Below are 24,057 nucleotides of genomic sequence, written 5' to 3' on the forward strand. Positions count from 1 at the left end.
TGAAAGCATTAATTATCACTTATTTGCCAGGCTCATACTTTTTTGAGCTTTCGCCTTAATCTGATGGCAATGAGGGTTGGGATAAGGGCGATGAGCAGACCAAAGAGAAAACCTTTTATCGTAAATTTTAAGGTCATGTTGGAGTCTATATCATGTCTATGATTCCAAATCTCTACAATTTTCCCTTCCTCATTGAAGCGGAAGACATTGATGATCGGAATCGTACCAGCACCATACATGATTTTACCAAGTAGGGTTTCAGGTATGTAGGTGGCTTCCCAGCGGGTGGCTACCAAATCGCCTTCTGCTATCTGGTAATTAATTTTAGAATCCCAACTTCCATTTTCCCAGAATCTGTCGGCAGTTAATTTCTGTTCTATAGCAGGCTCTGTTACATTCTTTCTGTCTCCAATATCATGGGCCACATAAGTATCGGCCACATATTGCGTGTATTTTTCAGTATTATTTGTAAACCAGAGATCTTGATAGAAATTATTGGCTATTTGTTTGTTTCGTTGTTCACGAGAAATTTCAGAGCGTGATGAGACTGCTCTCCCGTTGATCTTTAAGCTATCCTTCTGAGCAAAGGAGAAGGAAGTATGCAAACATAAATAAATTATTAAGGCAGGTTTTTTCATAGTTTTAAAAAGGTTTTAGCATTTAAATAGAATATTTTTTCTTTGTCCTCATATGTGAGGAAGTCATATGAGTTTAATGTATTGATACTTTTTTCAATGGCATGTGGCCATACCATTTGGTCGGAACCATAAAGTACTCTATCAATAAGCTTATATCTTTTAGCTTTTCTTAAGAAAGCTTCTGCATAGTCCATGGGCTGTTCTGCAACCCATAGTATAACTCCAAGATCTACATAAACTTGACTATACTGGGTCATTAGACGTAATGCATGTTCGTAATAAGCCTCACCAGCATGCATTAGATAAATTTTTAACTTGGGGTATTTGGCCAGAACATCTTCAACAGTATAAGGATCTCCATATTTAAGGCGAAAGTTGGGGCAGCACTGATAAGTAATATCCATTCCACTACCTCCTGTATGAACACCAACAGGTATTTCATAGCGCTCACATATTTTCAAAAAGTGATCAAATGCTGGATCAGAAAGTGTAAACCCTCCATAAACAGCACCAATTTCACCAAATACCTGAATAGCTCCGGATTCAATTTTCTTCTTGAATTCTATGGTATCAGTAGGTGGTTCACTGGTATAGTAACCAGGTATGATTACATCGTCTGCTTTAAACATACCTTCTCCACCAATGGTGCTTACAACAGCTTTCTCAATCTTAAATTTCTTTATTTGCTCTAGTAGGGCCTGGTGGAATACTTGCAAAGATACAGGTGCTTGTGTGCCATCTGGAGCTATTCTTGAGCCATAACTATTTTCTGAATAATCATGCATGTGCATATCTATAATTGGACCAGTATAGGCTGCGACTGATTTTTGGGAAGAATTAGATATGCCCTGGCCGTAGGCATTGACAAGAAAAGCCCATAATAAGGTAGATGATATTAATTTTTTGCAGTTCATAGTTCTGAAAATTTGGTTTACTTCACTTGCCCGGATGCCACCTCTCTATGCAATAGCCAGTTACCTTTGTTGTCTTTTTTCAAAATCACCAGGTAGGAATTGGTAAGCAGTTTTTCTTCACCAGCCTCATTGGTATAATATACTTTGCTGGTTCCGTAATCGTAGGCTACGGTATCACTGACAACAACAGTCTCTTTAGGAGACATAATAATGCGATCATAAGGAAAAGCTCCCCTCGCCTGCCCCAGCTTATACATTTCTAAAAAGCCGGTAGAAGCTGGACCTATATTCTCCATATCTGAGGTAGTAAATTGGCTGAGGTCCTGATAGCGCTTTTCTTTGATAGCCAGCATAAAACCCTCGCGAGTTTCCTCTATTTTAGCTAGCTCTTTTTTAATATCCTGGGCATAGCTTGAAAACCCAATAAGCATTAGAAATAGCGTGAATTTTAAGAACATATTGATAGTGGTTTTTATTGAACATGCTCAAGGTAGCTGATCTCTAAAAATCACATTATCAGATATATCCCAAAAATTATAAGAAATGTAACATCATGGCCCTGGATTGTTTTAAGCCTGATTTTTATGGTAATCGGATGGAGCTATTCCATATTTATTTTTAAAGCATTGGGTAAAATAGCTTAAACTGTTAAAGCCTGATTGGTAAGCGGCTTCGGTCACCTGAATTCCATTAGCTTTCAATAGGTCTGCAGCTCTTTGTAGTCGGATGTCCCTTATAAATTCACTTGTTGAAAAGCCTGTCAAAGCTTTTAGCTTTCTGTGCAATTGCATTCTACTTACTCCCAGTTCGTTTTGAAGTTTTTCTACCGTCAGATCAGTATCAGAAATATGCTCTTCCACTATGGAAAGAATTTTTATGAGGAAGCGTTCATCAGGATTGTCAACATCTACCTTTGACGGTGATAAAGCAATAGTTTTATTATATTTTAAACGCAATTGCTCTCGCTGATTTATCAGGTTTTGCATCCTAATGAGTAACTCATCCGTATTGAAGGGTTTTGCTAAATACTCATCGGCTCCAGTTTTCAGTCCATCTAACTTACTTTCTATGTCTACTTTTGCCGTTAACATTACTATGGGAATATGGCTGGTACGCTCATCGTGCCTTAGCAGCTTGCATAGTTCCAGTCCATCCATTTCAGGCATCATCCAATCTGAAATAATAATATCTGGAATTAGGTCAACGGCCTTAGCCATTCCTTCCTTACCATTATGTGCCTGAACCACTTTGTATTCGGCTTGCAGAATAGAAGTGATATGATGGATTAAATCTAAATTGTCTTCTACTATCAATGCAATGGCTTTCTTATTGTTCAGTTCTACCTCCTCTACCGGTTCTGGCATTGTAGTATCATGAAATGTTGTTGGTGTTTCCTGCTCTTGCTCTGCCATTTCAGCCTGATGGTATGCTCTTGCTGAAATAGGTATTTGTATGTCAAATCTACTTCCCTTCTCTGCCGTACTCTTAGCTGAAATTGTACCATGATGCAAGGAAACCAACTCCTTAGTTAATGTTAAGCCTATACCTGTTCCTCCGTAGGCCTCACTGCTGTCTACCTGATGAAAACGATCAAAAATATGCGTTAGCTGATCTGAAGGAATTCCCTTTCCATTATCTTCCACACTCAACACCAGGAATTCATTTTCTTTCAGCGCCTGCACCCTCACCATTCCTCCAGCCGGAGTAAACTTCAGTGCATTGGAGAGTAGGTTGTTCAATATCTTCTGTACACTATCAGAATCAAAAAAAGCCAAGTTTAGTTGCTCATCAATTTCACAGCTTAAATCAATATTTCTTGAAGCGGCTAATGACTCAAAGGCAGCTACATTCATCCGAATAAACTTAGCGAGATCATGCTGCTGAACAACTAATTTGAGTTTTCCCGCTTCCAGTTTCGATAGATCCAAAATTTGATTGGTAAGCTCCAGTAAACGCTGAGCATTTCTTTGTACCAAATGAAGATCATTTTTGATAGCAGGATCATTCTCAGTTTTTAATATCTTTTCTACCGGGTTTAAAATGAGTGTAAGGGGTGTGCGAAACTCATGAGAAATATTGGTGAAGAAATTAGTTTTCACCTGATCAAGCTCTCTTAATTTAGTATTTGCTCGTACTTTTATTTGATACCTGCTATAACCTACTGCCACCAGAATAATTAAAATTATGGCAATTGTAAGTAAGTAGTTCCTAAGGTTCTGCTGCTTTTGAAGCTGTAAATTTGCTACCTGATTTTCTGCACTTAACAGCTCTATCTCCTGCTCCTTTTGCGAAACCTCATATTTGGCTTCCATTTCAGCTACTAATTTAGATTGCTCAATATTGGTTAAGCTGTCGTACAATACTTTATGAACCTTACTAAAGCTAAGAGCTTTACCTAAATCACCCTTACTTTCATAAAGTTGGCTCAGTAATTTTGTGATATTGCTTTTTGCTGGCAAGAGCTGTAATGTATCGGCCAACTGATCTGCTAAAAGAAGTGTGTCCTCGGCTGCATTTAACTGTTTGGTTGCCAATAGTACTTTGCCAATGGCTAAAAGGTTATTACAGATACCTACATCATGTTCAATCGTTTTTTGAATGGCAATACTTTCTCGAAACTCAATCAGTGCCTTGCCGTATTTGGCTTGATCATAGTATAAGTTTCCCAAGTTTGTTTTAATATCTGAAACATTGTATCGCTCATTAATAGCATCAAAAATAGCAGATGCCTTATTGAAATATTCTACTGCCAGCGCATAGCTAGCCGACTGCTGCTCAATGGCTCCAAGATGCTGGTAAACAAAGGCCAGGGCATATTTATTACCCGATTTTTCACACAACTCAATGGATTCCTGGAGATAACTTTTAGCTTTTTCAAAATTACCTAGTTGATTATGTACCAGGCCAATGTTAATCTGTGCTGTTTCCTTTATGGATAAGTTCCCCTTTTCCAGACTTTCCTGATAATGTTCTAAGGCTTTGGTATAAGCACCTTTAGAAAGGTAAATATTACCGATATTGTTATTGGCACTAGCCACTAAAACATTATTCCCTGCTTTTCCGGCTCTTTTTATGACTATCTCAAAATGAGGAATGGCCTTCTCCCACTCCCCTAACTGATTATAAGTATTCCCTAAACCTGTATGCGCATCTGCCATGCCTCCAAGGAAATCTATTTCTTCAGCCAGTTCCGCTCCTTCCTCAAAATAGTAAAGTGCAGAATCATTTTCACTTCTGATGCGGTACATATACCCAAGGGTATTATAGGCATCAACCTCTCCTTTTTTATAAGCTATCTGCTTGCTTAAGCTGGCTGCCTGTTTTGCAAACTGAATTACTTCTTCAGGATTTGAATAGTATAAATCAGTATAGAAAAAACTTAAGTATAACTTCACTCTATTAGAGTCCACATTCTCCAGCTGAAGCTGCTTTCTTAGTGAATCAACCTCATCCTGAGCTTGTATTGCATTTATAAAGCTCAGGAAAGTGAAAAATAAAATGAGTCTTTTTAACGACATAGTAATGCACTTTAGCACTACAAAATATGAAATTATTCAGTTTTCCTCACCCTCAGTTGAAGGATATTATTTGCCAATACTTTTTACAATCTTTTTTATTATTCCTTGACCGATTAATTATTTAAATCATTTTGCACCGCTGAAAACTCTCGTAAAATAGCCAGCTCTTTTAAAACACCTTTTCTGATCACATAAAAGACCGTAAGAGCAATGAATACAAAACCAATATCCATGAGCCATATCCATTTCATGTCAAGGTATTTCATAAACTCTGGTGTAAGCATATAAAACCCAATGATATAAAGTGCTACGATAGTGATTGTGAAAGCGCCATGAATTTTACTTCGGTAGTGATAATATGCCACCATCCTTTTGCTAAGCTCATCTGTTTTAAGGTTAATAGACAGCTGTGAAGCCTTAACTAGGCTGACTATTTCAATAATGATCCTGATTAGCAATCCTCCACACATTAATAATACTCCTACTCTACTTAATACTTCTTTAAATGGTGCAACCTCGGTAAAGAAATATACCAATACCATTAAGGTGATGCTTAATATAGCTATGGTGCTTAGCTGGGCATTTCTGCTTTTATTCTTAGTAGCTCTGGCTTGAGCTACCAATTTTTCGGAATCAGCTGTTTTTGTTTGTCCCAAATCAGCTTTATCGTTTTTCCATTTATTTTTTAGTTCATCGAAATCATTCATTGCTCATAATCTTTTTAAGCTTCTCTTTTACTCTGTGTATTTTCACTCTCAGGTTACCGGGGTTAATCCCCATAATATCTGCTATCTCATCATAGGATAATTCATCTAACACCAGCATGATTAAAAGTCTATCTACCTCTGCCAACTTTCCTATCGCAGCATATAATTCATTGTAGTTGTGGTCTGCTACGGTGTCTGCTTCAGGATTGACCTTAACATTCTCTAAACGATCAGTTGGCATCCGTTTCTGCTTCCTAAGTTGCATAAGACAGGTATTCACGGTTATTCGATAAATCCATGTTTTATGACTTGATTTTCCTTCAAAAGACGATAATGCATTCCAGGTATTGACAAAGACTTCCTGTGACAGATCCTGAGCGGCAGCACTATCGCCTTTGGTAAAACCAAGGCATAGTTGAAATACCATGCCTTGAAACTGGCGGTGAACTGATTCAAATTCGTTTTTAAGGCTCATTATTCCACTAAGAATTTATTCATTTGTGTACTTAGCCATTCAGGCTGATCAAACATGATAAAGTGTTTACTATTTTCGGCTATCAGTATTTCGGCACCTGCTAAGTTGGTAAATTGATCAGTTAAATTTTTTTCTACAAGGTCCCGATCCGGAAATGATGCCCCAAGCACTAAAGTTTTCGCCTTGATCTGAGCTAAAGTCGGTCTTAAATCTACTTTTAGTAAATCAGTATAGCCATAAACATAGGTTTCCAGGTCTGCCTCCATACTCCACTGAACAAGTTCTTCTACTTTCTCATTTTTCATAGTCATATTCATTGACATCATTTTAGCCATCGCCAATCTGGCACTATCTGTTTGCTGAAGCATTTGCTGATTATAAGGACTTTCATATTGAATGGCTTCTGCTGGTACACCGGGCATCATTAAGGCACGCATACATGGCAAAGCATCCACTATTATCAATTTTGAAACCAGCTCAGGGGCTTCACTTGCAATCTCCATTGCCAGCATGCCACCCATACTATGACCAATGATAATGACATCTTTTAGCTTTTCATTTTCAAGATACTCAATCAAATCATTTTTGATAGTGGAGTACCACGGCATTTCAATGGCCGGATGACCATTAAACCCTGCATAAGAAATTTGTACAGTCTGATAATCGCCTTCAAGGCTATTAATGGTTTCATCCCAAACGGATCCTGGTGTTGTAAAGCCCGGAAGCATTAATACTGCTGCTCCCTTTCCTGACTTTACAGGATAAATAGAAGGATTTTGGGCATAAACAGAAACCACTAAAACTACTGCTACAAATAAAGAAACTAATTTTTTCATGATTTTTAAATTTAAAGTTTCCTCTTAGTATCAACATTGAGGCAGTTGTTACAACGAACTTCATCTTTTTTAGAAATTTCTTAAAATCGAGCTAAAACCTATGACTTAAATCACTTCTAAGGCTGCTATGGATCATAACCCTAATGACTAAACTTCCTGAACTTGTGAATTCAAAAGGAAGAAATTATGCAGCGGATTGATTATAAATATGGAAAAGGAAGTAAAAAACTGAATAGTGATTCGTTAAAAACAACCAATAAGGCTGCACTAACAAAACTGATCACTCAGGCTAATATTCCCATCATACCGTTGAAGATTTTTAATGAAAAATTCTCTACTTCTTCACTCAATGAATTACATAAGCTCTTAAAAACCAACCATAAATGTGTAGTATTTGAGGGCAGTAAAGATAGCAACAAGCATACAGCCATTATTAAATATACAGGAGAAGAAGAGTATTTTGAAACGTTCAATTATTTCAACGCACAAGGTAAGAAATACGAGCAAGCAATAATTATTTCTCCCAATTCATTAAACAGGTATAAAAGAGAAAGAGAAGCTGATTTTGTCAAAAAGACTTCTCTGTTTTTTAGCAACACCAGTTTCATAAAATTGCAAATGGAAAGCGTACTGGAATTTTCTAATTTCGCCAGGCACGAATACAAGCCTATTCTTGTTTTGCCATACGAAGATTTGAAAGCTTATTTACAGCTATTGAATTCACAGCAAAACAGTAAAACAGCTATTGCAGCTTGCTTTGAGTAAAACTCTGCTCTACAAATCGTAAACACTAAAGCTTAAGGAAAACGCTACGGTAATATCCTCATTCACTTTTACCATTCCGAAGAACTTCTCGGGAGCTTCAATGCCAAAATCAGTAATGCATAGCTCAGGATTTCCCTCACATAGATAAGCTTCATCGGTTTTTTCAATATGGGTAGCTATGGTGAAATGCTTTTGAACACCTGCAATGTTAATAGCTATTTCTGCGTGGTTTTTAAGGCTCTCAATTTTATAAATGCCAATAAGCTTTATGTTAATGTAAGGATGTTCTTCAGCCTTTAGCAGTTTGCGAAAATCGCTTGTCATGGGACTATTGTCACATTTAAAACTTTTAATTGGTAGCCGTAATGAAGCTCCTTTGATTTCAAGCATTTTTTCGGCATTCTTTAACGCTATCATTAAAGTATCTTTGGGAAGACGTACATTGTAAGCACAACCAAAATCACTCACATTAGTAGTGCCCATTATTTCAATACTGCTTTTAGCATGATCAAAAACTATCATTTTTTGCTTTTGTGCTATCAAACCATTCTGAAAAGATGGCTGCAGCATGAGGTGAAAAAGAAAAGCAAATTGAAGAAATTTCATTGTTTTAAGGTAAATAAAAGCTGCCATAAATTATTGCTAATTAGATGGCAGCTTTCAATGACTATTGGCTTTGATTAGAAGCTAATGCAGGCTTCTATGTTAATTCCACTAAATTCTGCTCCGGCATATTTAGTGTTATTCCATCCATCACCGCTATAGCTTTGATTAACATATTCTAATTTGGTTAAGATGTTGTTTGTAAGGAACCAGCCAGCACCTACATTAATTCTGCTCGTACTCTTTTCTTGCGCAGCGTCTACGTTTTTGCCAGTAACGTTATTATATCTTCCACCAAGATAGAAGTTTTCGTTGCTACCAAATCTGTAGAGTAACTCAGCAGCAGTTTGAGTAAACGCACCACCTGCATCGTCACCGTTTGATGCTACTTCATATATTCCGAAGAATTCTAGGCCTTTAAACTTAATAAAAGGATTCACCTGTATAGCAGTCAATTTAGTAAACCTGGCATTAATTCTTGGTTCAAAATCACTGCCTCCCTCGGCCAAAGTGTGCAAAACATTATAGTATCTTGCCCCTGCTCTATCACCACCGTATAACCATGTACCAGTAGTGGTTCCATTATTCATGTACCATGATCCTGTTAATCTTAATCGTAGATCATCATTTAGTTGATTGTCATAGCCTAATTTACCAAAGAAAGACACCTTATTATCTGTATTATCATTTACTACAACATTCTGATTTAGCTTACCATTGGTTAGCCCAATCACCCCAATAATTCCATTAGTTTGGATGGTAAGATCTCCAAAAGCTTCAGTAGAAAAAGCATCCATAATATAATTCCCCACAAACGGGTTATAAATGGCGCGAGCATTATCGGATCTTCTGAAGTGGGCATCACCATAATTGAATTCATCTAAACCTATAGTAATGGTTGCTATGTCCATGAATCCTTCCATAAATCCATCTTTAATAAAATCAAGTTTATCCATTTGTAAATAGCCACCTTTAACCCATGACTCTTCATGGTGTCTGGCAGATAAGTAAGTTCTTAAATGCATTCTTACACCATCATATAACTGAACATCCAGATTGAAATTAGCTGTTGGTAGGTTTAAATTGCTACCAAGCTCAACCAAACTATCTAAGTCATTGCTTTGATTAAGTGCCTGAAATTGCATAGCAAAGTCTCCGCCTACTCTTACTTTAACACCTTCATAAGGTATAGTATCAGCCTTACCAGTTTCAAATACATTGAGACCTGCTTGTCCTACTGGTCGGAAAAATTGTAAATTTCGTTGATTCTGTGCTTTCACACTTAAGCTTAGCATGACCAGAAGTAATACTAGAATTGAATTTTTTAGCGTTTTCATGGTTTTATTGTTTAGTAGTTAAATTGTGTATACTGTTTTAAATTTTATGGTAATCTCATCACCGGTTTTAATGGTGCCGAACACTGCGGTTGGGGGATCTACCTTGAAATCCGTCATTTTGAATTTTATATCACCGCTAATTGATATCTCCTTATTGCTATTGGTGATAGTTGCTTTCATATTGACTATTTTGGTAGTTCCGGCAATAGTGAGTTTACCCTTAGTATTAAAGGTCTCTCCACTAGCCTGACTGATATCTGTAAGTTCATAGCTGATGTAAGGATACTTATCACCCTTAAGCGCTTCAACTGTATTATCATCCATGGCTGATTTACCACTTTCCAATGAAGCCACCTCCACTTTAAATGTCAGTTGCTCTATTGTTGAGAACTTACCTTCTTCAAATTGTACAACTGCCCCTCCCTTACAATTAGTGGCTTCAATGTGCCAATCATGTATGGATGATGTTCCATAAATGGTGAGTTGCGTTTTCTCATTATTTACGCTCATATTTTGGCGCGTTGCAGGTAATATGAGTAAAATCGAGCTGATTAAAATTAGTATCGTTTTCATTTCTTTTTTTTGGTAAAGGTGGGAATGATAAGCGCTCTAAACCCTGACATTTATCATGTTTTAGGCTGATACTAACACAACATGAGTAATTCCATAAAACCAGCTTAAAACTGACATAAATCATGTTTTTAGCTAATCTATGTTACGGAATACGGAGGTGAAACATGGTACTTTTATAGTATGAGAAACAGATCAGTTTTCTCGAATGTGCAACTTAAAAAGACACAGCCATGGAAGCTAAAAAGAATCCTCAACTTGACATTTATAGAAAGTCTACCCTTTTCTTCAATATTGGTTTGTTCCTTTCTATATCATTGGTGTATGGCATCTTTCAGATAGAGTTTAAAGGTGATGAAGGCATTATGGATTTAGGTACTGTTAGTACGGAAAAAAATGAAATATTAGATATTCCACTTACACTACAACCACCGCCTCCTCCTCCTAAAATTCAACTGGCTGAAATAGTTGAAGTAGCCAATGAAGAGGTAATAATTGAAAACCTACCCATCATAGATATGGAAATGCAGGAGAACGCAGAAATAGAAGAAGTAGCCTATCAGGAAATAGAATTAGATGCACCTGAAGAAGAAAAGGCAGAAGAAATATTTAGTGTAGTTGAAGTACAAGCAGAGCCCGTTGGAGGTGTAAAAGCATTCTATGCTTATGTGGCGGAAAGATTAGCAGGAAATTACCCACCAACTGCAGAACGAATGAATATTCAAGGAGTGGTTTATATACAATTTGTAGTTGAAAAAGACGGCTCCATCACTGATGTTAAAGCTATGAAAGGCATAGGTGGCGGTTGTGACGAACTAGCCATAAAAGTGGTAGAAGAATCTCCGAAATGGATACCCGGAAAACAAAGAGGAAGACCGGTAAGAAGTTATAAAATGGTGCCGATCAGATTTATCTTAAAGATGCGGGATTAATGTCATTACCACTCAAATAACAACCAATAAATTTTAACAAAATGAAAAAGATTTTAGTACCAACAGATTTTTCCAAACTAAGTGAATACGCCTTAGAGTTAGCAATTGAATTGGCTCAAAAGTTTGATGCCAAAATCACCCTAGTCACAAGCCTTCATTATGATTTCAATATAGAAATTCGAGAAGCAGCCTTAGTTACTAGCACCTTATTGAAGAAAGTTGAGGAGTCTGTTAGTCACAGCATGCAACAACTGGTAAATAAGTACAGCGATTCAGGGGTATTAATCAATCATTATATCTCAGATAAAAGCTTAGTTGCACAGCTTAATAATAAAATTCATGATGAAAATTATGATTTGGTAGTAATGGGCACTAAAGGAAGCTCTGGCATTGATGAATTCTTTATAGGCTCAAATACTGAAAAGGTAGTTCGAAAGGCATCATGTCCGGTTATTTCAGTTTCCGGCAAAACCACATTAGCTGAGATTAAAAAGCTCATGATTCCAGTAGATTTGGAGGATATCAGAGAAAGCTTTTTACTTAAAATAGCAGAGCTTCAAAAGACTTTCGACTTAATGCTGGACTTTGTTTGGGTAAAAACTCCACATAATATTCAGAATGAAGTAGAAATTTCTAAGGAAATTTCTCTTACTCTAAAAGATAAAGGAATTACAAATTTCAGTTTCCATATCGTTAGAGCTGTTATACCTGCAGAAGGTATTTTAACTTATGTAAATGAAGCAAAAATAGATATGATTGCAATGGCTACTCATGCCAGAAAGGGCTTAGCCCATTGGCTAACAGGAAGTGTTACTGAAGACACTGTCAATCACGCCAAAATACCTGTATGGTCTTTTAAATTGGATTCGAAAGAAAAAAGTATAAACCTTGAAAGTGCTAAAAACCTTTATGAAAGGTCATTTTACAGTGCGATAGAGATGCCTATTTAGCATCTAACAATTGGATTAACTAATAAGAGGCAGTTAAAACTGCCTCTTATTTTAGCTTTTTAATTCAAAAAAAGCCTTTTCTAAATTTTCTCTTTCCGAAGGATGAGCAATTGAAGTAAGCAGCTTAGCTCTTTCTCTCAAATTCTTACCAAATAAGTCTACAACTCCATATTCAGTTGCAATATAATGTACATGTGCCCTGGTAGTTGTTACACCAGCTCCGGGTTTTAGTGTAGGCACTATTTTACTTATTCCTTTGGCCGACTGAGAAGGCATGGCGATAATTGCTTTCCCACCCTGTGAAAGTGAAGCACCTCTTACGAAATCCATCTGACCACCTACACCTGAATACTGAAACCTCCCAATCGTATCTGCACAAACCTGACCAAATAAATCAATTTCAATAGCGGAATTAATAGCTGTTACTTTGGGATTTCTTCTGATAATGGCTGTATCGTTTGTATAGGAAGCTTCTTTCATATGCACAATAGGATTCTCGTGCATAAAGTCATAAAGCTTTTGAGAACCCATAGCAAAACAACTTACTATTTTACCTTTCTTCACTGCTTTCATACTTCCGTTAATTACACCTGATTCCACTAATGGCAAAATACCATCAGAAAACATTTCAGTATGTACCCCCAGGTTCTTATGATTACCAAGCTTACTTAAAACTGCATTTGGAATAGCACCAATACCCATCTGAAGTGTAGCACCATCTTCAATCAATTCGGCAATAAAACCTCCTATTCTATCTTCTACTTCTGAGGCTGCTTTAATATCATGCGCAAAAATGGGGTTATCTACTTCAATAGCATGGTCAATATCTTTCATGTGAATAAAGCCATCACCATGCGTACGAGGAACTTGCTTGTTAATCTGTGCTACCACCATTTTTGCATTCTCCACTGCTGCCATACTTACGTCAATGGAACATCCAAGCGAACAATAGCCATGTGCATCAGGAGGTGAAACTTGAATAAAGGCTACATCTATGGGTAAGCGGTCATCCTGAAATAATTGATGTACTTCGCTTAAAAAAACAGGTATATAGTCTGCATAGCCCTGACTAATGGCAGTTCTCACATTACCAGCAACAAAACAACTGTTTAAATGAAATTTTTTACTAAAAACCTCCTGAACATAGGAAGCCTTCCCTTCTGTATGCAAATGCACTATATCCAGGTCTTCCAGCTCATCTGATCGGCTGATTAAGGCTTCAATTAAATCTGTAGGAGTCATAGCTGCTCCCTGAATAAAAATTCTATCTCCGGATTTAACACCAGCTACTGCTTCTGAGGCACTTTTTATTTTCGATTTATAATTCATGATATATTTATGTATAGTTGACTACCAGTTAGATTGATACAAAACTAAATAGCAGTCCTTTCAATAAAGCTGATAATTATCAGCTTTAATATTTACTTTTTACATTTTTGATTATTTTTATTTATCATCCTTGTTAAGCTAAAAAATGAACGAGACAATAAATAAAAAGTCGAAATTGCAGTAAAAAAATTAATGCAGGATTTTATATCACCAATCAAAATTTTACATTTATATCTGAAATTCTGAATTATTAGAATATGGCACAGAAAGTTAAAAGCACACCTTGTGAGTTATGCATCAATAGAAGGAAGTCTTTATTAAAGGATGTACCGGATGAAGCACTTTGCAAACTAAGCCAGTCTAAAAAAACCATCGCACATAAGAAAGGTCAAATTCTGTTTCTGGAGGGTACTCAGCCAATGGGGCTATTTTGTATCAGTAAAGGCCATGTAAAGGTGTTTAAAACAGATGATTCCGGCCGAGAGCAAATTGTAAAATTGGCTAAAGAAGGAGAATTTCTTGGCTATAGAGCCCTTTTATCAGAAGATAACTACAACTCTTCAGCGGCTATTATTGATGAAGCAGAAGTTTGCTTTATTCCTAAGAGCAGCTTTACTGACCTGGTTGCTAAAGACACTGATTTTCAAAATAAACTCATGCAGGCGGTATGCAATGATTTAGGAGTGATGGAGCAGAAAATGGCTGATATGGCCAATAAAAATGTTAGACAGCGATTAGCTACTACATTACTTATGCTAAAAAGTTCTTACGGTGTGGAGAATGAAGGATTTACAGATATAGAGATAGCTCTCGCGCGCGAAGATATCGCCAAAATTGTAGGTACTGCCACCGAATCGGTTATACGATTACTGTCTGATTTCAAAAAAGAAGGCCTCATCGAATTCAAAGGTAAAAAAATTAGAGTGCTTGATACTGAAGGTTTAGCCAAAGAAATAGACCTGTTTGCCTAAAACCTGATTTATATCATGTTTAGTCCTTAAGCATGTCAGCTTTTGATTAGCTAATATGTAGTTGTTTTGTCCATAAGACATTAAGCTTATGGAAACATTACAAAGAAAATCTACTACAGTAAAGAGAAGCGATTGGTGTAAAGCACTCTCCTACTATTCTGAAGATTCAAAAATATGCAGTGGTTGCCAATTATCTAAAAGTCTCTTAACAGACTTTGTATTACCCATCGAAAAAGCGAGCAAAAAACTAGAGAGTGTTGATCTGCAACTTTTTTCAAAATCTCTGGCTCAGGTTCAGAAACCTAGCATCATCAAAAAGCAAAAATCAAAAACACCTACTTCCTATTTAATTTATCTTGATTCAAAGGCCAGCTTCTCACAGTTATTCGAAAGTTTAGCCTTACACCAGCAGGAAAAGAAGCCGGCAGCTATCATCATTTCTCCTACCTATTTTTCAAAAAGCAAAAGGATAATTGAAACCAGGCTTGTAAGGGAGATTCAGCAGTATTTTGATCCAACAGGCTTTATTAAATTACCCATTGAAGAGGTGGGTGAGTTATTAAAATATGCTAAAAGTCAGTCAGCTGAAATGATGATACTCCCCTATTCAAAATTAGCTGAATACCTACAATTAGTTAAATCAACAGAATTAGAAGATGTAATGGCCGCAAGCTTCTACCCTATCCTTAGTAGCAAAGTCTCATCTTAAAAGCTGACAATTATCATGTTTTACTGAGAGTCTCAATACTAACATTGCAGTAAGATATTTAATCATGGAGCAAATTAACAACATAGCAGAAAAAACTACACACTGTAAACACTGTGGTGAATTATGCACCGATATTGTTTACGATCACGAACAGCAATCCTTTTGTTGTTTGGGTTGTAAAACAGTGTACCAATTGCTTAATGAGCATGAGTTAGCTTGTTTTTATGATTTAGATAATAAGCCTGGTATCAGCCAGAAGAGTAAATTAAAACAGAATTTTGGCTTTTTAGAAGATCAGGAATTTGCCAACAGCTTACTTGACTTTCAGAATGACAAAATTGCTAAGGTAACCTTTTCAATACCTGCCATACATTGTGCAGCCTGCATCTGGCTTCTGGAAAAGCTTTATAAATTCAATCCGCACATAGAGCGCAGTCGGGTTAATTTTAATAGAAAAACAGTAAGCATCACTTATCTTAAAAACGAGCTCTCTTTAAAAGAATTAGTGGCTATACTGGATAAAATAGGGTATACACCAGAAATAGCAATTGATAATAAAACCAACCAAAAAAGTCCTTATAGAAAAATATGGATGCAGATAGGTATCGCTGGATTTGCCTTTGGTAATGCTATGCTATTTAGCCTTCCTGAATACTTCGGTATGAGCATTTTTGACGGTAGCATGGTAGCCCACTTTTTACCTGTACTTAATGCCATCTTAGCGATTCCGGTATTGCTATTCAGTGCACAGGATTACCTGAAATCGGCATGGAATGCTACGGTTACAAAAAAAATCAATATGGATGTTCCTATCAGTCTGGGCATCCTCACCTTATTCATTTACAGCTACTACCTCATTTTCTTTGAGCAGCAACTAGGTTATATTGATTCATTTACGGGGCTGATCTTCTTTTTGCTTTTAGGTAAATATTACCAGCAAAAAACTTTCGACCACCTCAAATTTGATAGAGATGTAAAATCTTTTTTCCCCTTAAGTGTAAGCAAACTCGAAGGCAATAAAGAACAAAATGTATTGCTTAAGCATATTTTACCCGATGACATTCTTAGAATAAGAAATGAGGAAATTATTCCAGCCGACTGCCTGCTACTTTCTGATGCTGCTTCTATTGACTACAGCTTTGTAACAGGTGAATCTATTTTAGAAGAAAAACAGAAAGAAGAACTGCTTTATGCAGGTGGCCGACTCAAGGGATCTTCCATTTTGGTTCAGGTAAAGAAAAGACCGTCTCAAAGTCATTTAGCCCAGCTATGGGACGATGAAAAAATGGGACAAAGCCATAGCCATATGCAGAGTATAGCCGATGGAATCAGTACCTACTTTACCTTCATTATATTAGCTGTTGCCCTAATTGCCGGGCTTTACTGGATAATGAATGGACAGTATGCTACAGCTGTAAAAGTTTTCAGTACTGTCTTAATTGTGGCTTGCCCCTGCGCACTCGCATTGGCCACTCCGGTAACTTTGGGTAATGCTATGAGGGCATTAGGTAAGTTTGGGTTCTTTACTAAGAATACCCAAACCATAGAAAATCTGGCTCACATTGATACCATCATTTTCGACAAAACAGGCACACTTACTTACCCTGATAAAGCATTAGTAAATTTTGTAGGTGAATTACCCGACCATAAACAGCTGGCAGCAGTGAGCACGCTACTGAATCAATCTCGTCACCCTTTGAGCCAGCTCATTTTCAACTGGCTACCTTACTATCCAACTCAGGAGATTACTCATTTTAAGGAAACTGGCGGACAGGGTATTTCAGCCATTTGTGAAGGCCGCCTTATTAAGTTGGGGAAAAACACATTCGTTGGTGCTCAAGATGACACTGGCAATAATGGAGCTGTAGTTTATCTAAGTATTGATGAAGAAATATTTGGTTACTTCAAAGTTAAACATGTTTTCAGACAAGGTATATCCGGCCTGTTTCAAGAGTTAAATCACCAGTATGAAACACACCTCATATCCGGTGATAATGCCAATGATATGGCAGAGGTGAGTCAATGGATAAACAACCAGAATATACAGTTTCAGCAGCTTCCGGGAAGAAAACAGCATTATGTAAAGGCACTCACTGAAGATAGAAAGAAGGTGTTAATGGTAGGTGATGGTCTGAACGACTCAGGAGCTTTGAAAGCAAGCCATGTAGGCCTGGCAGTTACTGAATCATCAAGTCAGTTTAGCCCGGCAAGTGATGCCATTACACTCGGTAATGGCTTACTTCAACTGCCTAAGGTGCTTGGGTTAGCAAAACACAGCATAAAGGTTATTAAAGTCGCCTTTATAGTCTCCTTCCTATACAACATTATTGGTATTTCTATGGCTGTACAAGGCTTACTATCTCCTGTTTTCGCAGCTATTTTAATGCCTATAAGTTCAGTTTCTGTAGTGCTCATTGGCCTTACAGGAATAAGTATTGGTCAGAAAAAAATGAATTATAAAAAGCAGAAATCATGAATATACTCATCATCCTCATAGTAATAAGCTTGTTAGTGGCAAGTGGATTTGCTGTAGCCTTTATCTGGGCAGTAAAAAGTGGTCAATTTGATGACGCCTTTACACCATCTGTCCGCATTTTGTGGGAAGATGGTAGCAAGTCGAAATCAATAAAATCTCAAAATAAAAGTGAATTAAACAATCCTAAATCATAAACAAATGGCAATAGAACAATTTCAGTACGATAACAAAATTGTCAAGTACTTTACCATAGCAACAGTTGTTTGGGGGGTAATTGGCATGACGGTCGGCCTTCTGGTGGCTATCCAATTATTTCTGCCGGAAGCTAACTTCGGACTTTCCTTCACCACTTTTGGTAGGATAAGACCTTTACATACCAATGCGGTGATTTTTGCCTTCGTGGGGAATGCAATTTTTGCCGGAGTTTATTATTCTATGCAGCGTCTGTTGAAAACACGAATGTTCAGCGATGCCCTGTCGTGGATCAACTTCTATGGTTGGCAGCTCATCATACTTTCAGCTGTATTAACCTTACCTTTTGGTATCACCACTTCTAAGGAATACGCAGAGTTAGAATGGCCTATTGACATCGCCATTGCCTTGATTTGGGTGGTATTCGGTATTAACATGATTGGTACCATTATCCGCAGAAGAGAAAGACATATGTATGTGGCCATTTGGTTCTACATAGCTTCTTTCATTACAGTGGCTGTTTTGCACGTTGTAAACTCTTTTGAACTACCGGTTAGCTTCCTTAAGAGCTATTCAGCTTTTGCAGGTGTGCAAGATGCCCTGGTACAGTGGTGGTATGGACATAATGCCGTGGCATTCTTTTTAACTACTCCTTATTTGGGTCTGATGTATTACTTTTTACCAAAAGCAGCCAACAGACCTATTTATTCCTATAGGCTTTCCATTGTTCACTTCTGGGCATTGATATTCTTATACATCTGGGCAGGTCCGCACCACTTGTTATATACTTCCTTACCCGAATGGGCACAAGCTTTAGGTACCGCATTTTCTATCATGCTAATTGCTCCATCATGGGGTGGTATGGTAAATGGTTTACTCACCTTAAGAGGTGCCTGGGACAAGGTGCGTGAAGACCCTATCCTTAAATTCATGGTAGTGGCAGTTACTGCTTATGGTATGGCTGTTTTTGAAGGCCCTATGCTTTCATTAAAGAATGTAAATGCTATTGCACACTACACCGACTGGATTGTAGCACACGTACACATTGGCGGTTTAGGCTGGAATGGTTTCCTAACCTTCGGTATCCTTTACTGGATGGTGCCAAAAATGTGGCAAACTAACTTATTCTCTAAAAAATTAGCCAATACACATTTCTGGCTTGGCACTATCGGTATCTTATTTTATGCCTTGCCAATGTATGTTTCTGCCATTACACAAGGCTTGATGTGGAAAGAGTTTACTGCAGATGGTATTCTTCAGTACCCTAACTTCTTAAGCACTACCCTTCAGATTATACCTATGTATATGCTTCGTGCATTAGGAGGTTTATTCTACCTCAGTGGTGTAATTGTGATGGTTTACAACCTAATTAAAACTGCCAAAGCAGGAGATTTCTTAGCCAATGAGGCAGCGGAAGCACCAGCTTTAGAGAAAAAAGAAAGTGTGGCCAGCGAATACTGGCACAGAGTATGGGAAAGAAAGCCGGTTTTCTTTACTGTACTTGTTACCATCGCCATTCTATTAGGTGGTCTCTTTGAATTGGTCCCTTCTTTCTTATTGAAAACAAAAGATGTGACCACCATCAGTTCTGTGAAGCCTTATTCTCCGCTTGAGCTGGAAGGTAGAGACATCTATATATCAGAAGGTTGTGTTGGTTGTCACTCTCAAATGATTCGTCCATTCAGGTCAGAAACAGAGCGTTACGGTGAATATTCAAAAGCCGGAGAATTTGTTTATGACCACCCCTTCCTATGGGGATCAAAAAGAACAGGGCCGGATTTACATCGTGTAGGCGGAAAATATCCAGACTCATGGCATTATAACCACATGTATGATCCAAGATCCATGTCGCCTGGTTCCACTATGCCTCGCTATACCTGGTTATTTGACACCAATTATAAGCTGGAAGGAATCCCTGCCAAGATTGAAGCTATGCAAACATTGGGAGTTCCTTATCCGGAAGAGTATGCTGATCAGGCTATTGAAGATGCAAAAGAGCAAGCTTCAACAATAGTTGAGAGTCTTAAAAAGGATGGAATTGAAGTGATGCCTGAACAAAAGATTGTAGCACTCATTGCCTACCTGCAAAGATTGGGAACAGATATTAAAGGTGAAGAGATAGTAGCTGATGAAACTGCTGGTAATTCCTCATCCGGAGGCATGTAAATGAATTATTGACATTAAAAAATTAAAATCATGTTTAAGCATTATTTCGAACAATTGGATAATTTTCAAATCTACCCAATCATTTCATTAAGTGTATTTTTTGCCTTTTTCATTGGGCTCATTTGGTGGGTAGTAAGGGCAGATAAGCGCTATATAGCTGAAATGGAGCAAATGCCATTGAATAGTGACGAACCTCAAAATCCAAAAAACAATAAATCATGAAAACTATAGCTAAACTATTCTTACTTATGCTATCTCTTGTTATTCCTTATGTAGGATTCGCACAAGAGGTAGCCAGTCAGGTGGATGTTGAGGTAGAACAGCAGGGCTGGTTTAAACAACTTCTATCTAACGAGCAAGGTCAGATTCTTCTACTTATAGGTGCTTTTCTAATATTACTAATATTTTTATTAATAATAATGGTAGTGCTTCTGGCCAGAACAGTTTCTATCATCACTTCTGAAGGTAAAGCCGAAAAGGTAAGCTGGACAACCAAATTAAAGCAAAGATGGATCACTGGTAAGTTAAAACCTGTGGGACAGGATGGAGACATGTTACTTGACCACAACTATGATGGTATTCAGGAAATGGATTACGGTATGCCCCCATGGTTAAGATATGTCTTCTTAGGTACATTCATATTTGCAGTTTTCTATGTACCTGCATTCCTGATTTTTAATATTATCCCTGATCAAAAAACAGAACTGGATAATCAGATTCAGCATGCTGCTTTATTGGCTGAAGCAAGAGCTAAGGCTGGTATGATGTCTATTACTGCTGAAACAGCTGAATTTAGTGAAGATGCAGGTATTATAGAAGCTGGAAATGCTATTTTTCAGCAAAACTGTGCCGTTTGCCACGCCAAAGATGGTGGCGGTGGTGTGGGCCCTAATCTTACTGATGAATATTGGCTACATGGTAATGATATCAAAGCTGTATTCAAAACAGTATCGGAAGGTGTTCCTTCTAAGGGTATGATTCCCTGGAAAGGTAAGCTCAACCCAAAAGACATTCAGGATGTATCCAATTACATTCTAAGTCTTGCTGGAACCACACCCGCTAATCCAAAAGAGCCACAAGGAGAACCTATTAAAAGGGAACAAGCTGAAGAACGGATTGATGAGGCTGTTGAGAATCCAGATATGGAAACTCCAGGCCCAATTGAAGTAATAACAGATGAGGAAGTAACTCAATAATAAAATGGACTTAAGTCAGGAAAATTTCAGAGGTCAGTTAGCAACCGTTGGAGAGAAAGGGAAGCGTAACTGGATATACCCTAAAAAGCCTAAGGGTATATTTCATAACTATCGTAGAGTGGTGGCGTGGTTGCTGCTGGCCTTATTTTTCTCAGGTCCTTTTATAACTATTGGAGGGCATCCCCTACTGCTTTTCAATATTTTTGACAGAAAATTTGTGATATTAGGTAGTGTATTCTGGCCTCAGGATACACACCTTCTTATCTTCTTACTACTCATTTTCGTAGTATTTGTACTACTTTTCACAGTAGTTTTTGGAAGAGTTTGGTGTGGATGGGCTTGTCCGCAAACGGTATTCATGGAAATGGTATTTCGTAAAATAGAATACTGGATTGAGGGAGATGCCAATCAGCAAAGAAAACTTAAAGCTGCACCATGGACTTTCAATAAAATATGGAAGAAGACGCTTAAGCAAGTGATATTCTTGCTCATAGCCTTATGGGTTTCTCATACCTTTATGGCTTACCTGTTAGGCATAGAAGAAATGACGGCTGTTATCTCTTCTGGGCCTCAGGCTAATTGGAGTGGCTTTGTTGGTTTAATTGTATTTACAGGAATATTTTACTTTGTTTTTGCCTACTTCAGAGAACAGGCCTGTACATTGGTTTGTCCTTACGGAAGACTTCAAGGTGTTTTTCTCGATAGAAAATCCATAGTTGTAATATATGACTGGCTTAGAGGTGAACCTAGAGGAAAAATGCGTAAAAAAGAGCCTGTACCTGAAAAAGGAGATTGCATAGATTGTAGTTTGTGCGTACAGGTTTGCCCAACAGGTATCGACATCAGAAATGGGACGCAGATGGAGTGTGTAAACTGCACTGCCTGCATTGATGCCTGTGATGAAGTAATGACAAAAATTAATAAGCCTAAAGGCTTAATAAGGTTTGACTCAGTAGAAGGGGTAGAAAATAAAACCAAAAAGTTAATTAACGCCCGTGTGCTGGCCTATTCAGCTGTACTTGTGATCTTACTATGTTCTATGGGTTTCTTACTGCTTAGCAGAAGTCCTGTTGAAGCATCCTTAACCCGTACGCCAGGCGCTATTTATCAAATGAAAGGTGATAGTCTGGTAAGCAATATGTATCAAATTGAGCTTATAAATAAAAGTTTCGACTCTCATTTAATTGCTATTGAACTAGAAGAAGAGCAGGCTCAGCTATTTATGCCCGCTGGTGAAATTGATTCACTCAACTCACAGGATAAAAAGACCATCTACTTCTTTATTGAAGTACCTAAAAACATAGCCTATCAAATGAATGAAAAGGCTCATGTAAAAGTATTATTGGACAATACGGAAATGGAAGTAATCAAAACGAGCTTTCCTATTCCTCCATCATTAAAAAAATAACAATCATGAATTGGGGACAAAAAATCACGATAGGTTTCATCGGCTTCGTAGTATTTATCATTGGCATGGTTACCATTAGCATGCGTACAGATTTCTTTCTCGTAGAAGAAAACTACTACGAAGAAGAACTAGCATTTCAGGATAAAATAGAAAGCAGAACGAATGGAACAGGCTGGCAGAAAAATGTAAGCATTGCCAATGAAGAAGAATTTATTGACATCAACTTTGAGGATGCCGAAAATGTACAATCAGGAAAGGTATATTTCTTTAGACCTTCAAACGCTGAGTTAGATTTTTCTTTCCCTTTGACTGAAAACTTAAAATTACCAAAAAAAGAAATTCTTCCTGGTAAGTGGATTGTCAATTTTGAGTGGCAGTATGAAGGGAAAAAATACGTGAAGGAAGAAACGATTTACGTGGGCTCATAATGTTACTCGCATCATTACTCATAGGTTTAAGCGGAGGCATGCACTGTAGTTTAATGTGCGGTCCTCTTCAGACTGCGGTATTTCATCATCAAAAGATGAATTTATCCGTAGTGCTTTACCATGCAGGGAGAATTTTAACCTATGTTTTAATTGGCCTATTGTTTTACAGTTTGGGAGAAGGTATTTCATTCTTAGGATTACAGAAAGTTTTTATATATATCATCAGCGCCTATGTTATCTACTTTTATGTAATACCCAGCAAATGGAGAAAGCATCATTGGATAGAAAAAATAGAGTTGATGCCCTTCAGGTTTTTTGGTAAACATCTTAGAAAGTGGAAATATAAAAACACACCTGCTTTCCGCTTTTTCTCAGGTATGCTTAATGGATTATTGCCCTGTGGGCTGGTTTATATGGCTGCAGCGAATAGTTTATTGGCCAATAATCTCCTGCTCAATATTTCAGCCATGGTGCTTTTTGGAATGGGTACTGTGCCTTGGTTAATTGGAAGCCAATGGCTATTGAAACTTCCTTTAAACTTCAAAAGCTTAAATACGCAAAAACTGAAACCTTATTTAGCTGCTATTGTGGTGATTTTCCTGTTGGCAAGAACTGTAGAACTTCCTTTTCTACATCATCAGCATATGCAGGAAACTGAGACCAAAGTGATTACCAACTGTAATGGTGATAAAGAAATATTTCAATGGAATAAGTAGTGTTTCTATTTTATTTCGTAGAAATCCTCATCAAAAGTTTTTCCGCAATGCCTGCCATCCTTTAAAATGCGTATTACCATCCATACAGTAAATAATGGAAGTGCTCCAAAAAGGATAGAAATAAAAGGATAAGGAAAGTTTAGCGCTATACTTATCAAATACAGTAAAGCGATAAAAGAAGTGACTGAAATGGGCCAAATGAGCTTTTTCATACTCATTTA

25 protein-coding genes are annotated in these 24,057 nt (G+C 37.5%); 13 read left to right on the top strand and 12 right to left on the bottom strand.

Features of this window, described 5'->3' with window-relative positions; all coding sequences use genetic code 11:
- Positions 1-32 precede the first annotated feature (32 nt).
- The 7 genes from JKP34_RS12235 to JKP34_RS12265 form a co-directional block, all read right to left on the bottom strand.
- A complete protein-coding gene (locus JKP34_RS12235; protein WP_201921773.1) occupies positions 33-638 on the bottom strand; it encodes a nuclear transport factor 2 family protein in 606 nt (201 codons plus the stop codon).
- On the bottom strand, positions 635-1,552 hold the full coding sequence (locus JKP34_RS12240) for an amidohydrolase family protein (RefSeq protein WP_201921774.1): 918 nt from the start codon (positions 1,550-1,552) through the stop codon (positions 635-637). The genes JKP34_RS12235 and JKP34_RS12240 overlap by 4 nt, the downstream gene beginning before the upstream one ends.
- Positions 1,553-1,569: 17 nt before the next feature.
- Positions 1,570-2,010, bottom strand: a complete 441-nt coding sequence (locus tag JKP34_RS12245) for a Cif family virulence factor (protein ID WP_201921777.1) — start codon at positions 2,008-2,010, stop codon at positions 1,570-1,572.
- 111 nt (positions 2,011-2,121) lie between these two features.
- Positions 2,122-5,070, bottom strand: coding sequence for a tetratricopeptide repeat protein (locus JKP34_RS12250; RefSeq protein WP_201921780.1), 2,949 nt, complete (start codon positions 5,068-5,070; stop codon positions 2,122-2,124).
- Between the two features lie 113 nt (positions 5,071-5,183).
- Positions 5,184-5,777 carry a hypothetical protein gene (locus tag JKP34_RS12255; protein WP_201921783.1) on the bottom strand — a complete coding sequence of 198 codons (594 nt, stop codon included), beginning with the start codon at positions 5,775-5,777 and terminating at the stop codon, positions 5,184-5,186.
- The gene (locus tag JKP34_RS12260) at positions 5,770-6,252 is read right to left on the bottom strand and encodes an RNA polymerase sigma factor (RefSeq protein ID WP_201921786.1); all 483 of its coding nucleotides are present in this window, start codon (positions 6,250-6,252) and stop codon (positions 5,770-5,772) included. The genes JKP34_RS12255 and JKP34_RS12260 overlap by 8 nt, the downstream gene beginning before the upstream one ends.
- Positions 6,252-7,088: an alpha/beta fold hydrolase gene (locus JKP34_RS12265; RefSeq protein WP_201921788.1), complete on the bottom strand. Its 837-nt coding sequence runs from the start codon at positions 7,086-7,088 to the stop codon at positions 6,252-6,254. The genes JKP34_RS12260 and JKP34_RS12265 overlap by 1 nt, the downstream gene beginning before the upstream one ends.
- Positions 7,089-7,274: 186 nt before the next feature.
- Between JKP34_RS12265 and JKP34_RS12270 the strand changes: the two genes are divergently transcribed.
- Positions 7,275-7,853 carry a hypothetical protein gene (locus JKP34_RS12270; protein ID WP_201921791.1) on the top strand — a complete coding sequence of 193 codons (579 nt, stop codon included), beginning with the start codon at positions 7,275-7,277 and terminating at the stop codon, positions 7,851-7,853.
- A 9-nt stretch (positions 7,854-7,862) separates the two neighbouring features.
- Here JKP34_RS12270 and JKP34_RS12275 read toward each other — a convergent pair whose 3' ends face one another.
- The 3 genes from JKP34_RS12275 to JKP34_RS12285 form a co-directional block, all read right to left on the bottom strand.
- Entirely contained in the window at positions 7,863-8,459 is a 597-nt protein-coding gene (locus tag JKP34_RS12275; RefSeq protein WP_201921794.1) for a YceI family protein, read from the bottom strand.
- A 74-nt stretch (positions 8,460-8,533) separates the two neighbouring features.
- The gene (locus JKP34_RS12280; RefSeq protein WP_201921797.1) at positions 8,534-9,793 is read right to left on the bottom strand and encodes a hypothetical protein; all 1,260 of its coding nucleotides are present in this window, start codon (positions 9,791-9,793) and stop codon (positions 8,534-8,536) included.
- A gap of 18 nt (positions 9,794-9,811) precedes the next feature.
- A complete protein-coding gene (locus JKP34_RS12285) occupies positions 9,812-10,366 on the bottom strand; it encodes a YceI family protein (RefSeq protein ID WP_236664993.1) in 555 nt (184 codons plus the stop codon).
- A 230-nt stretch (positions 10,367-10,596) separates the two neighbouring features.
- Between JKP34_RS12285 and JKP34_RS12290 the strand changes: the two genes are divergently transcribed.
- Together JKP34_RS12290 and JKP34_RS12295 are read left to right on the top strand one after the other, a co-directional pair.
- On the top strand, positions 10,597-11,295 hold the full coding sequence (locus tag JKP34_RS12290; RefSeq protein WP_201921801.1) for an energy transducer TonB: 699 nt from the start codon (positions 10,597-10,599) through the stop codon (positions 11,293-11,295).
- A gap of 41 nt (positions 11,296-11,336) precedes the next feature.
- Positions 11,337-12,245 carry a universal stress protein gene (locus JKP34_RS12295; RefSeq protein ID WP_201921803.1) on the top strand — a complete coding sequence of 303 codons (909 nt, stop codon included), beginning with the start codon at positions 11,337-11,339 and terminating at the stop codon, positions 12,243-12,245.
- 51 nt (positions 12,246-12,296) lie between these two features.
- Here the strand turns inward: JKP34_RS12295 and JKP34_RS12300 are convergent, their stop codons facing one another.
- On the bottom strand, positions 12,297-13,574 hold the full coding sequence (locus tag JKP34_RS12300; protein WP_201921805.1) for an acetyl-CoA hydrolase/transferase family protein: 1,278 nt from the start codon (positions 13,572-13,574) through the stop codon (positions 12,297-12,299).
- 257 nt (positions 13,575-13,831) lie between these two features.
- On the opposite strand from JKP34_RS12300, the gene JKP34_RS12305 reads away from it, so the two are divergent.
- The 10 genes from JKP34_RS12305 to JKP34_RS12350 all read left to right on the top strand — a co-directional run bounded on the left by JKP34_RS12305 (position 13,832) and on the right by JKP34_RS12350 (position 23,836).
- Complete coding sequence (locus JKP34_RS12305) at positions 13,832-14,545, top strand: Crp/Fnr family transcriptional regulator (RefSeq protein WP_201921806.1); 714 nt, start codon at positions 13,832-13,834, stop codon at positions 14,543-14,545.
- An 88-nt stretch (positions 14,546-14,633) separates the two neighbouring features.
- On the top strand, positions 14,634-15,254 hold the full coding sequence (locus JKP34_RS12310) for a hypothetical protein (RefSeq protein WP_201921808.1): 621 nt from the start codon (positions 14,634-14,636) through the stop codon (positions 15,252-15,254).
- 64 nt (positions 15,255-15,318) lie between these two features.
- Complete coding sequence (locus JKP34_RS12315) at positions 15,319-17,730, top strand: heavy metal translocating P-type ATPase (RefSeq protein WP_201921811.1); 2,412 nt, start codon at positions 15,319-15,321, stop codon at positions 17,728-17,730.
- Complete coding sequence (gene ccoS, locus JKP34_RS12320; protein ID WP_201921813.1) at positions 17,727-17,924, top strand: cbb3-type cytochrome oxidase assembly protein CcoS; 198 nt, start codon at positions 17,727-17,729, stop codon at positions 17,922-17,924. Before JKP34_RS12315 ends, ccoS begins: the two co-directional genes overlap by 4 nt.
- A 4-nt stretch (positions 17,925-17,928) precedes the next feature.
- Entirely contained in the window at positions 17,929-20,088 is a 2,160-nt protein-coding gene (gene ccoN / locus JKP34_RS12325) for a cytochrome-c oxidase, cbb3-type subunit I (protein WP_201921817.1), read from the top strand.
- A 30-nt stretch (positions 20,089-20,118) separates the two neighbouring features.
- The gene (locus JKP34_RS12330) at positions 20,119-20,310 is read left to right on the top strand and encodes a cytochrome C oxidase Cbb3 (protein WP_201921820.1); all 192 of its coding nucleotides are present in this window, start codon (positions 20,119-20,121) and stop codon (positions 20,308-20,310) included.
- Positions 20,307-21,284, top strand: a complete 978-nt coding sequence (locus tag JKP34_RS12335; protein WP_201921823.1) for a cbb3-type cytochrome c oxidase N-terminal domain-containing protein — start codon at positions 20,307-20,309, stop codon at positions 21,282-21,284. Before JKP34_RS12330 ends, JKP34_RS12335 begins: the two co-directional genes overlap by 4 nt.
- A gap of 4 nt (positions 21,285-21,288) precedes the next feature.
- Complete coding sequence (gene ccoG, locus JKP34_RS12340; RefSeq protein ID WP_201921826.1) at positions 21,289-22,692, top strand: cytochrome c oxidase accessory protein CcoG; 1,404 nt, start codon at positions 21,289-21,291, stop codon at positions 22,690-22,692.
- A gap of 5 nt (positions 22,693-22,697) precedes the next feature.
- Positions 22,698-23,120, top strand: a complete 423-nt coding sequence (locus JKP34_RS12345; protein ID WP_201921828.1) for a FixH family protein — start codon at positions 22,698-22,700, stop codon at positions 23,118-23,120.
- Positions 23,120-23,836, top strand: coding sequence for a sulfite exporter TauE/SafE family protein (locus JKP34_RS12350; protein ID WP_236664994.1), 717 nt, complete (start codon positions 23,120-23,122; stop codon positions 23,834-23,836). Before JKP34_RS12345 ends, JKP34_RS12350 begins: the two co-directional genes overlap by 1 nt.
- A gap of 5 nt (positions 23,837-23,841) precedes the next feature.
- On the opposite strand, the gene JKP34_RS12355 is transcribed toward JKP34_RS12350, so the two are convergent.
- Positions 23,842-24,048, bottom strand: coding sequence for a hypothetical protein (locus JKP34_RS12355; RefSeq protein ID WP_201921833.1), 207 nt, complete (start codon positions 24,046-24,048; stop codon positions 23,842-23,844).
- Positions 24,049-24,057: the final 9 nt, after the last annotated feature.

Source organism: Marivirga atlantica, assembly GCF_016734805.1.
GTDB classification, from domain to species: domain Bacteria; phylum Bacteroidota; class Bacteroidia; order Cytophagales; family Cyclobacteriaceae; genus Marivirga; species Marivirga atlantica.

Coding starts and splice junctions, on each gene's coding strand:
- JKP34_RS12350 (WP_236664994.1), top strand. CDS start 23,120: ATGTTACTCGCATCATTACTCATAGGTTTAAGCGGAGGCATGCACTGT.
- JKP34_RS12240 (WP_201921774.1), bottom strand. CDS start 1,552: ATGAACTGCAAAAAATTAATATCATCTACCTTATTATGGGCTTTTCTT.
- JKP34_RS12310 (WP_201921808.1), top strand. CDS start 14,634: ATGGAAACATTACAAAGAAAATCTACTACAGTAAAGAGAAGCGATTGG.
- JKP34_RS12330 (WP_201921820.1), top strand. CDS start 20,119: ATGTTTAAGCATTATTTCGAACAATTGGATAATTTTCAAATCTACCCA.
- ccoG (WP_201921826.1), top strand. CDS start 21,289: ATGGACTTAAGTCAGGAAAATTTCAGAGGTCAGTTAGCAACCGTTGGA.
- ccoS (WP_201921813.1), top strand. CDS start 17,727: ATGAATATACTCATCATCCTCATAGTAATAAGCTTGTTAGTGGCAAGT.
- JKP34_RS12285 (WP_236664993.1), bottom strand. CDS start 10,366: ATGAAAACGATACTAATTTTAATCAGCTCGATTTTACTCATATTACCT.
- JKP34_RS12270 (WP_201921791.1), top strand. CDS start 7,275: ATGCAGCGGATTGATTATAAATATGGAAAAGGAAGTAAAAAACTGAAT.
- JKP34_RS12345 (WP_201921828.1), top strand. CDS start 22,698: ATGAATTGGGGACAAAAAATCACGATAGGTTTCATCGGCTTCGTAGTA.
- JKP34_RS12235 (WP_201921773.1), bottom strand. CDS start 638: ATGAAAAAACCTGCCTTAATAATTTATTTATGTTTGCATACTTCCTTC.
- JKP34_RS12290 (WP_201921801.1), top strand. CDS start 10,597: ATGGAAGCTAAAAAGAATCCTCAACTTGACATTTATAGAAAGTCTACC.
- JKP34_RS12355 (WP_201921833.1), bottom strand. CDS start 24,048: ATGAAAAAGCTCATTTGGCCCATTTCAGTCACTTCTTTTATCGCTTTA.
- JKP34_RS12245 (WP_201921777.1), bottom strand. CDS start 2,010: ATGTTCTTAAAATTCACGCTATTTCTAATGCTTATTGGGTTTTCAAGC.
- JKP34_RS12300 (WP_201921805.1), bottom strand. CDS start 13,574: ATGAATTATAAATCGAAAATAAAAAGTGCCTCAGAAGCAGTAGCTGGT.
- JKP34_RS12255 (WP_201921783.1), bottom strand. CDS start 5,777: ATGAATGATTTCGATGAACTAAAAAATAAATGGAAAAACGATAAAGCT.
- JKP34_RS12250 (WP_201921780.1), bottom strand. CDS start 5,070: ATGTCGTTAAAAAGACTCATTTTATTTTTCACTTTCCTGAGCTTTATA.
- JKP34_RS12265 (WP_201921788.1), bottom strand. CDS start 7,088: ATGAAAAAATTAGTTTCTTTATTTGTAGCAGTAGTTTTAGTGGTTTCT.
- JKP34_RS12335 (WP_201921823.1), top strand. CDS start 20,307: ATGAAAACTATAGCTAAACTATTCTTACTTATGCTATCTCTTGTTATT.
- JKP34_RS12275 (WP_201921794.1), bottom strand. CDS start 8,459: ATGAAATTTCTTCAATTTGCTTTTCTTTTTCACCTCATGCTGCAGCCA.
- JKP34_RS12305 (WP_201921806.1), top strand. CDS start 13,832: ATGGCACAGAAAGTTAAAAGCACACCTTGTGAGTTATGCATCAATAGA.
- ccoN (WP_201921817.1), top strand. CDS start 17,929: ATGGCAATAGAACAATTTCAGTACGATAACAAAATTGTCAAGTACTTT.
- JKP34_RS12295 (WP_201921803.1), top strand. CDS start 11,337: ATGAAAAAGATTTTAGTACCAACAGATTTTTCCAAACTAAGTGAATAC.
- JKP34_RS12315 (WP_201921811.1), top strand. CDS start 15,319: ATGGAGCAAATTAACAACATAGCAGAAAAAACTACACACTGTAAACAC.
- JKP34_RS12260 (WP_201921786.1), bottom strand. CDS start 6,252: ATGAGCCTTAAAAACGAATTTGAATCAGTTCACCGCCAGTTTCAAGGC.
- JKP34_RS12280 (WP_201921797.1), bottom strand. CDS start 9,793: ATGAAAACGCTAAAAAATTCAATTCTAGTATTACTTCTGGTCATGCTA.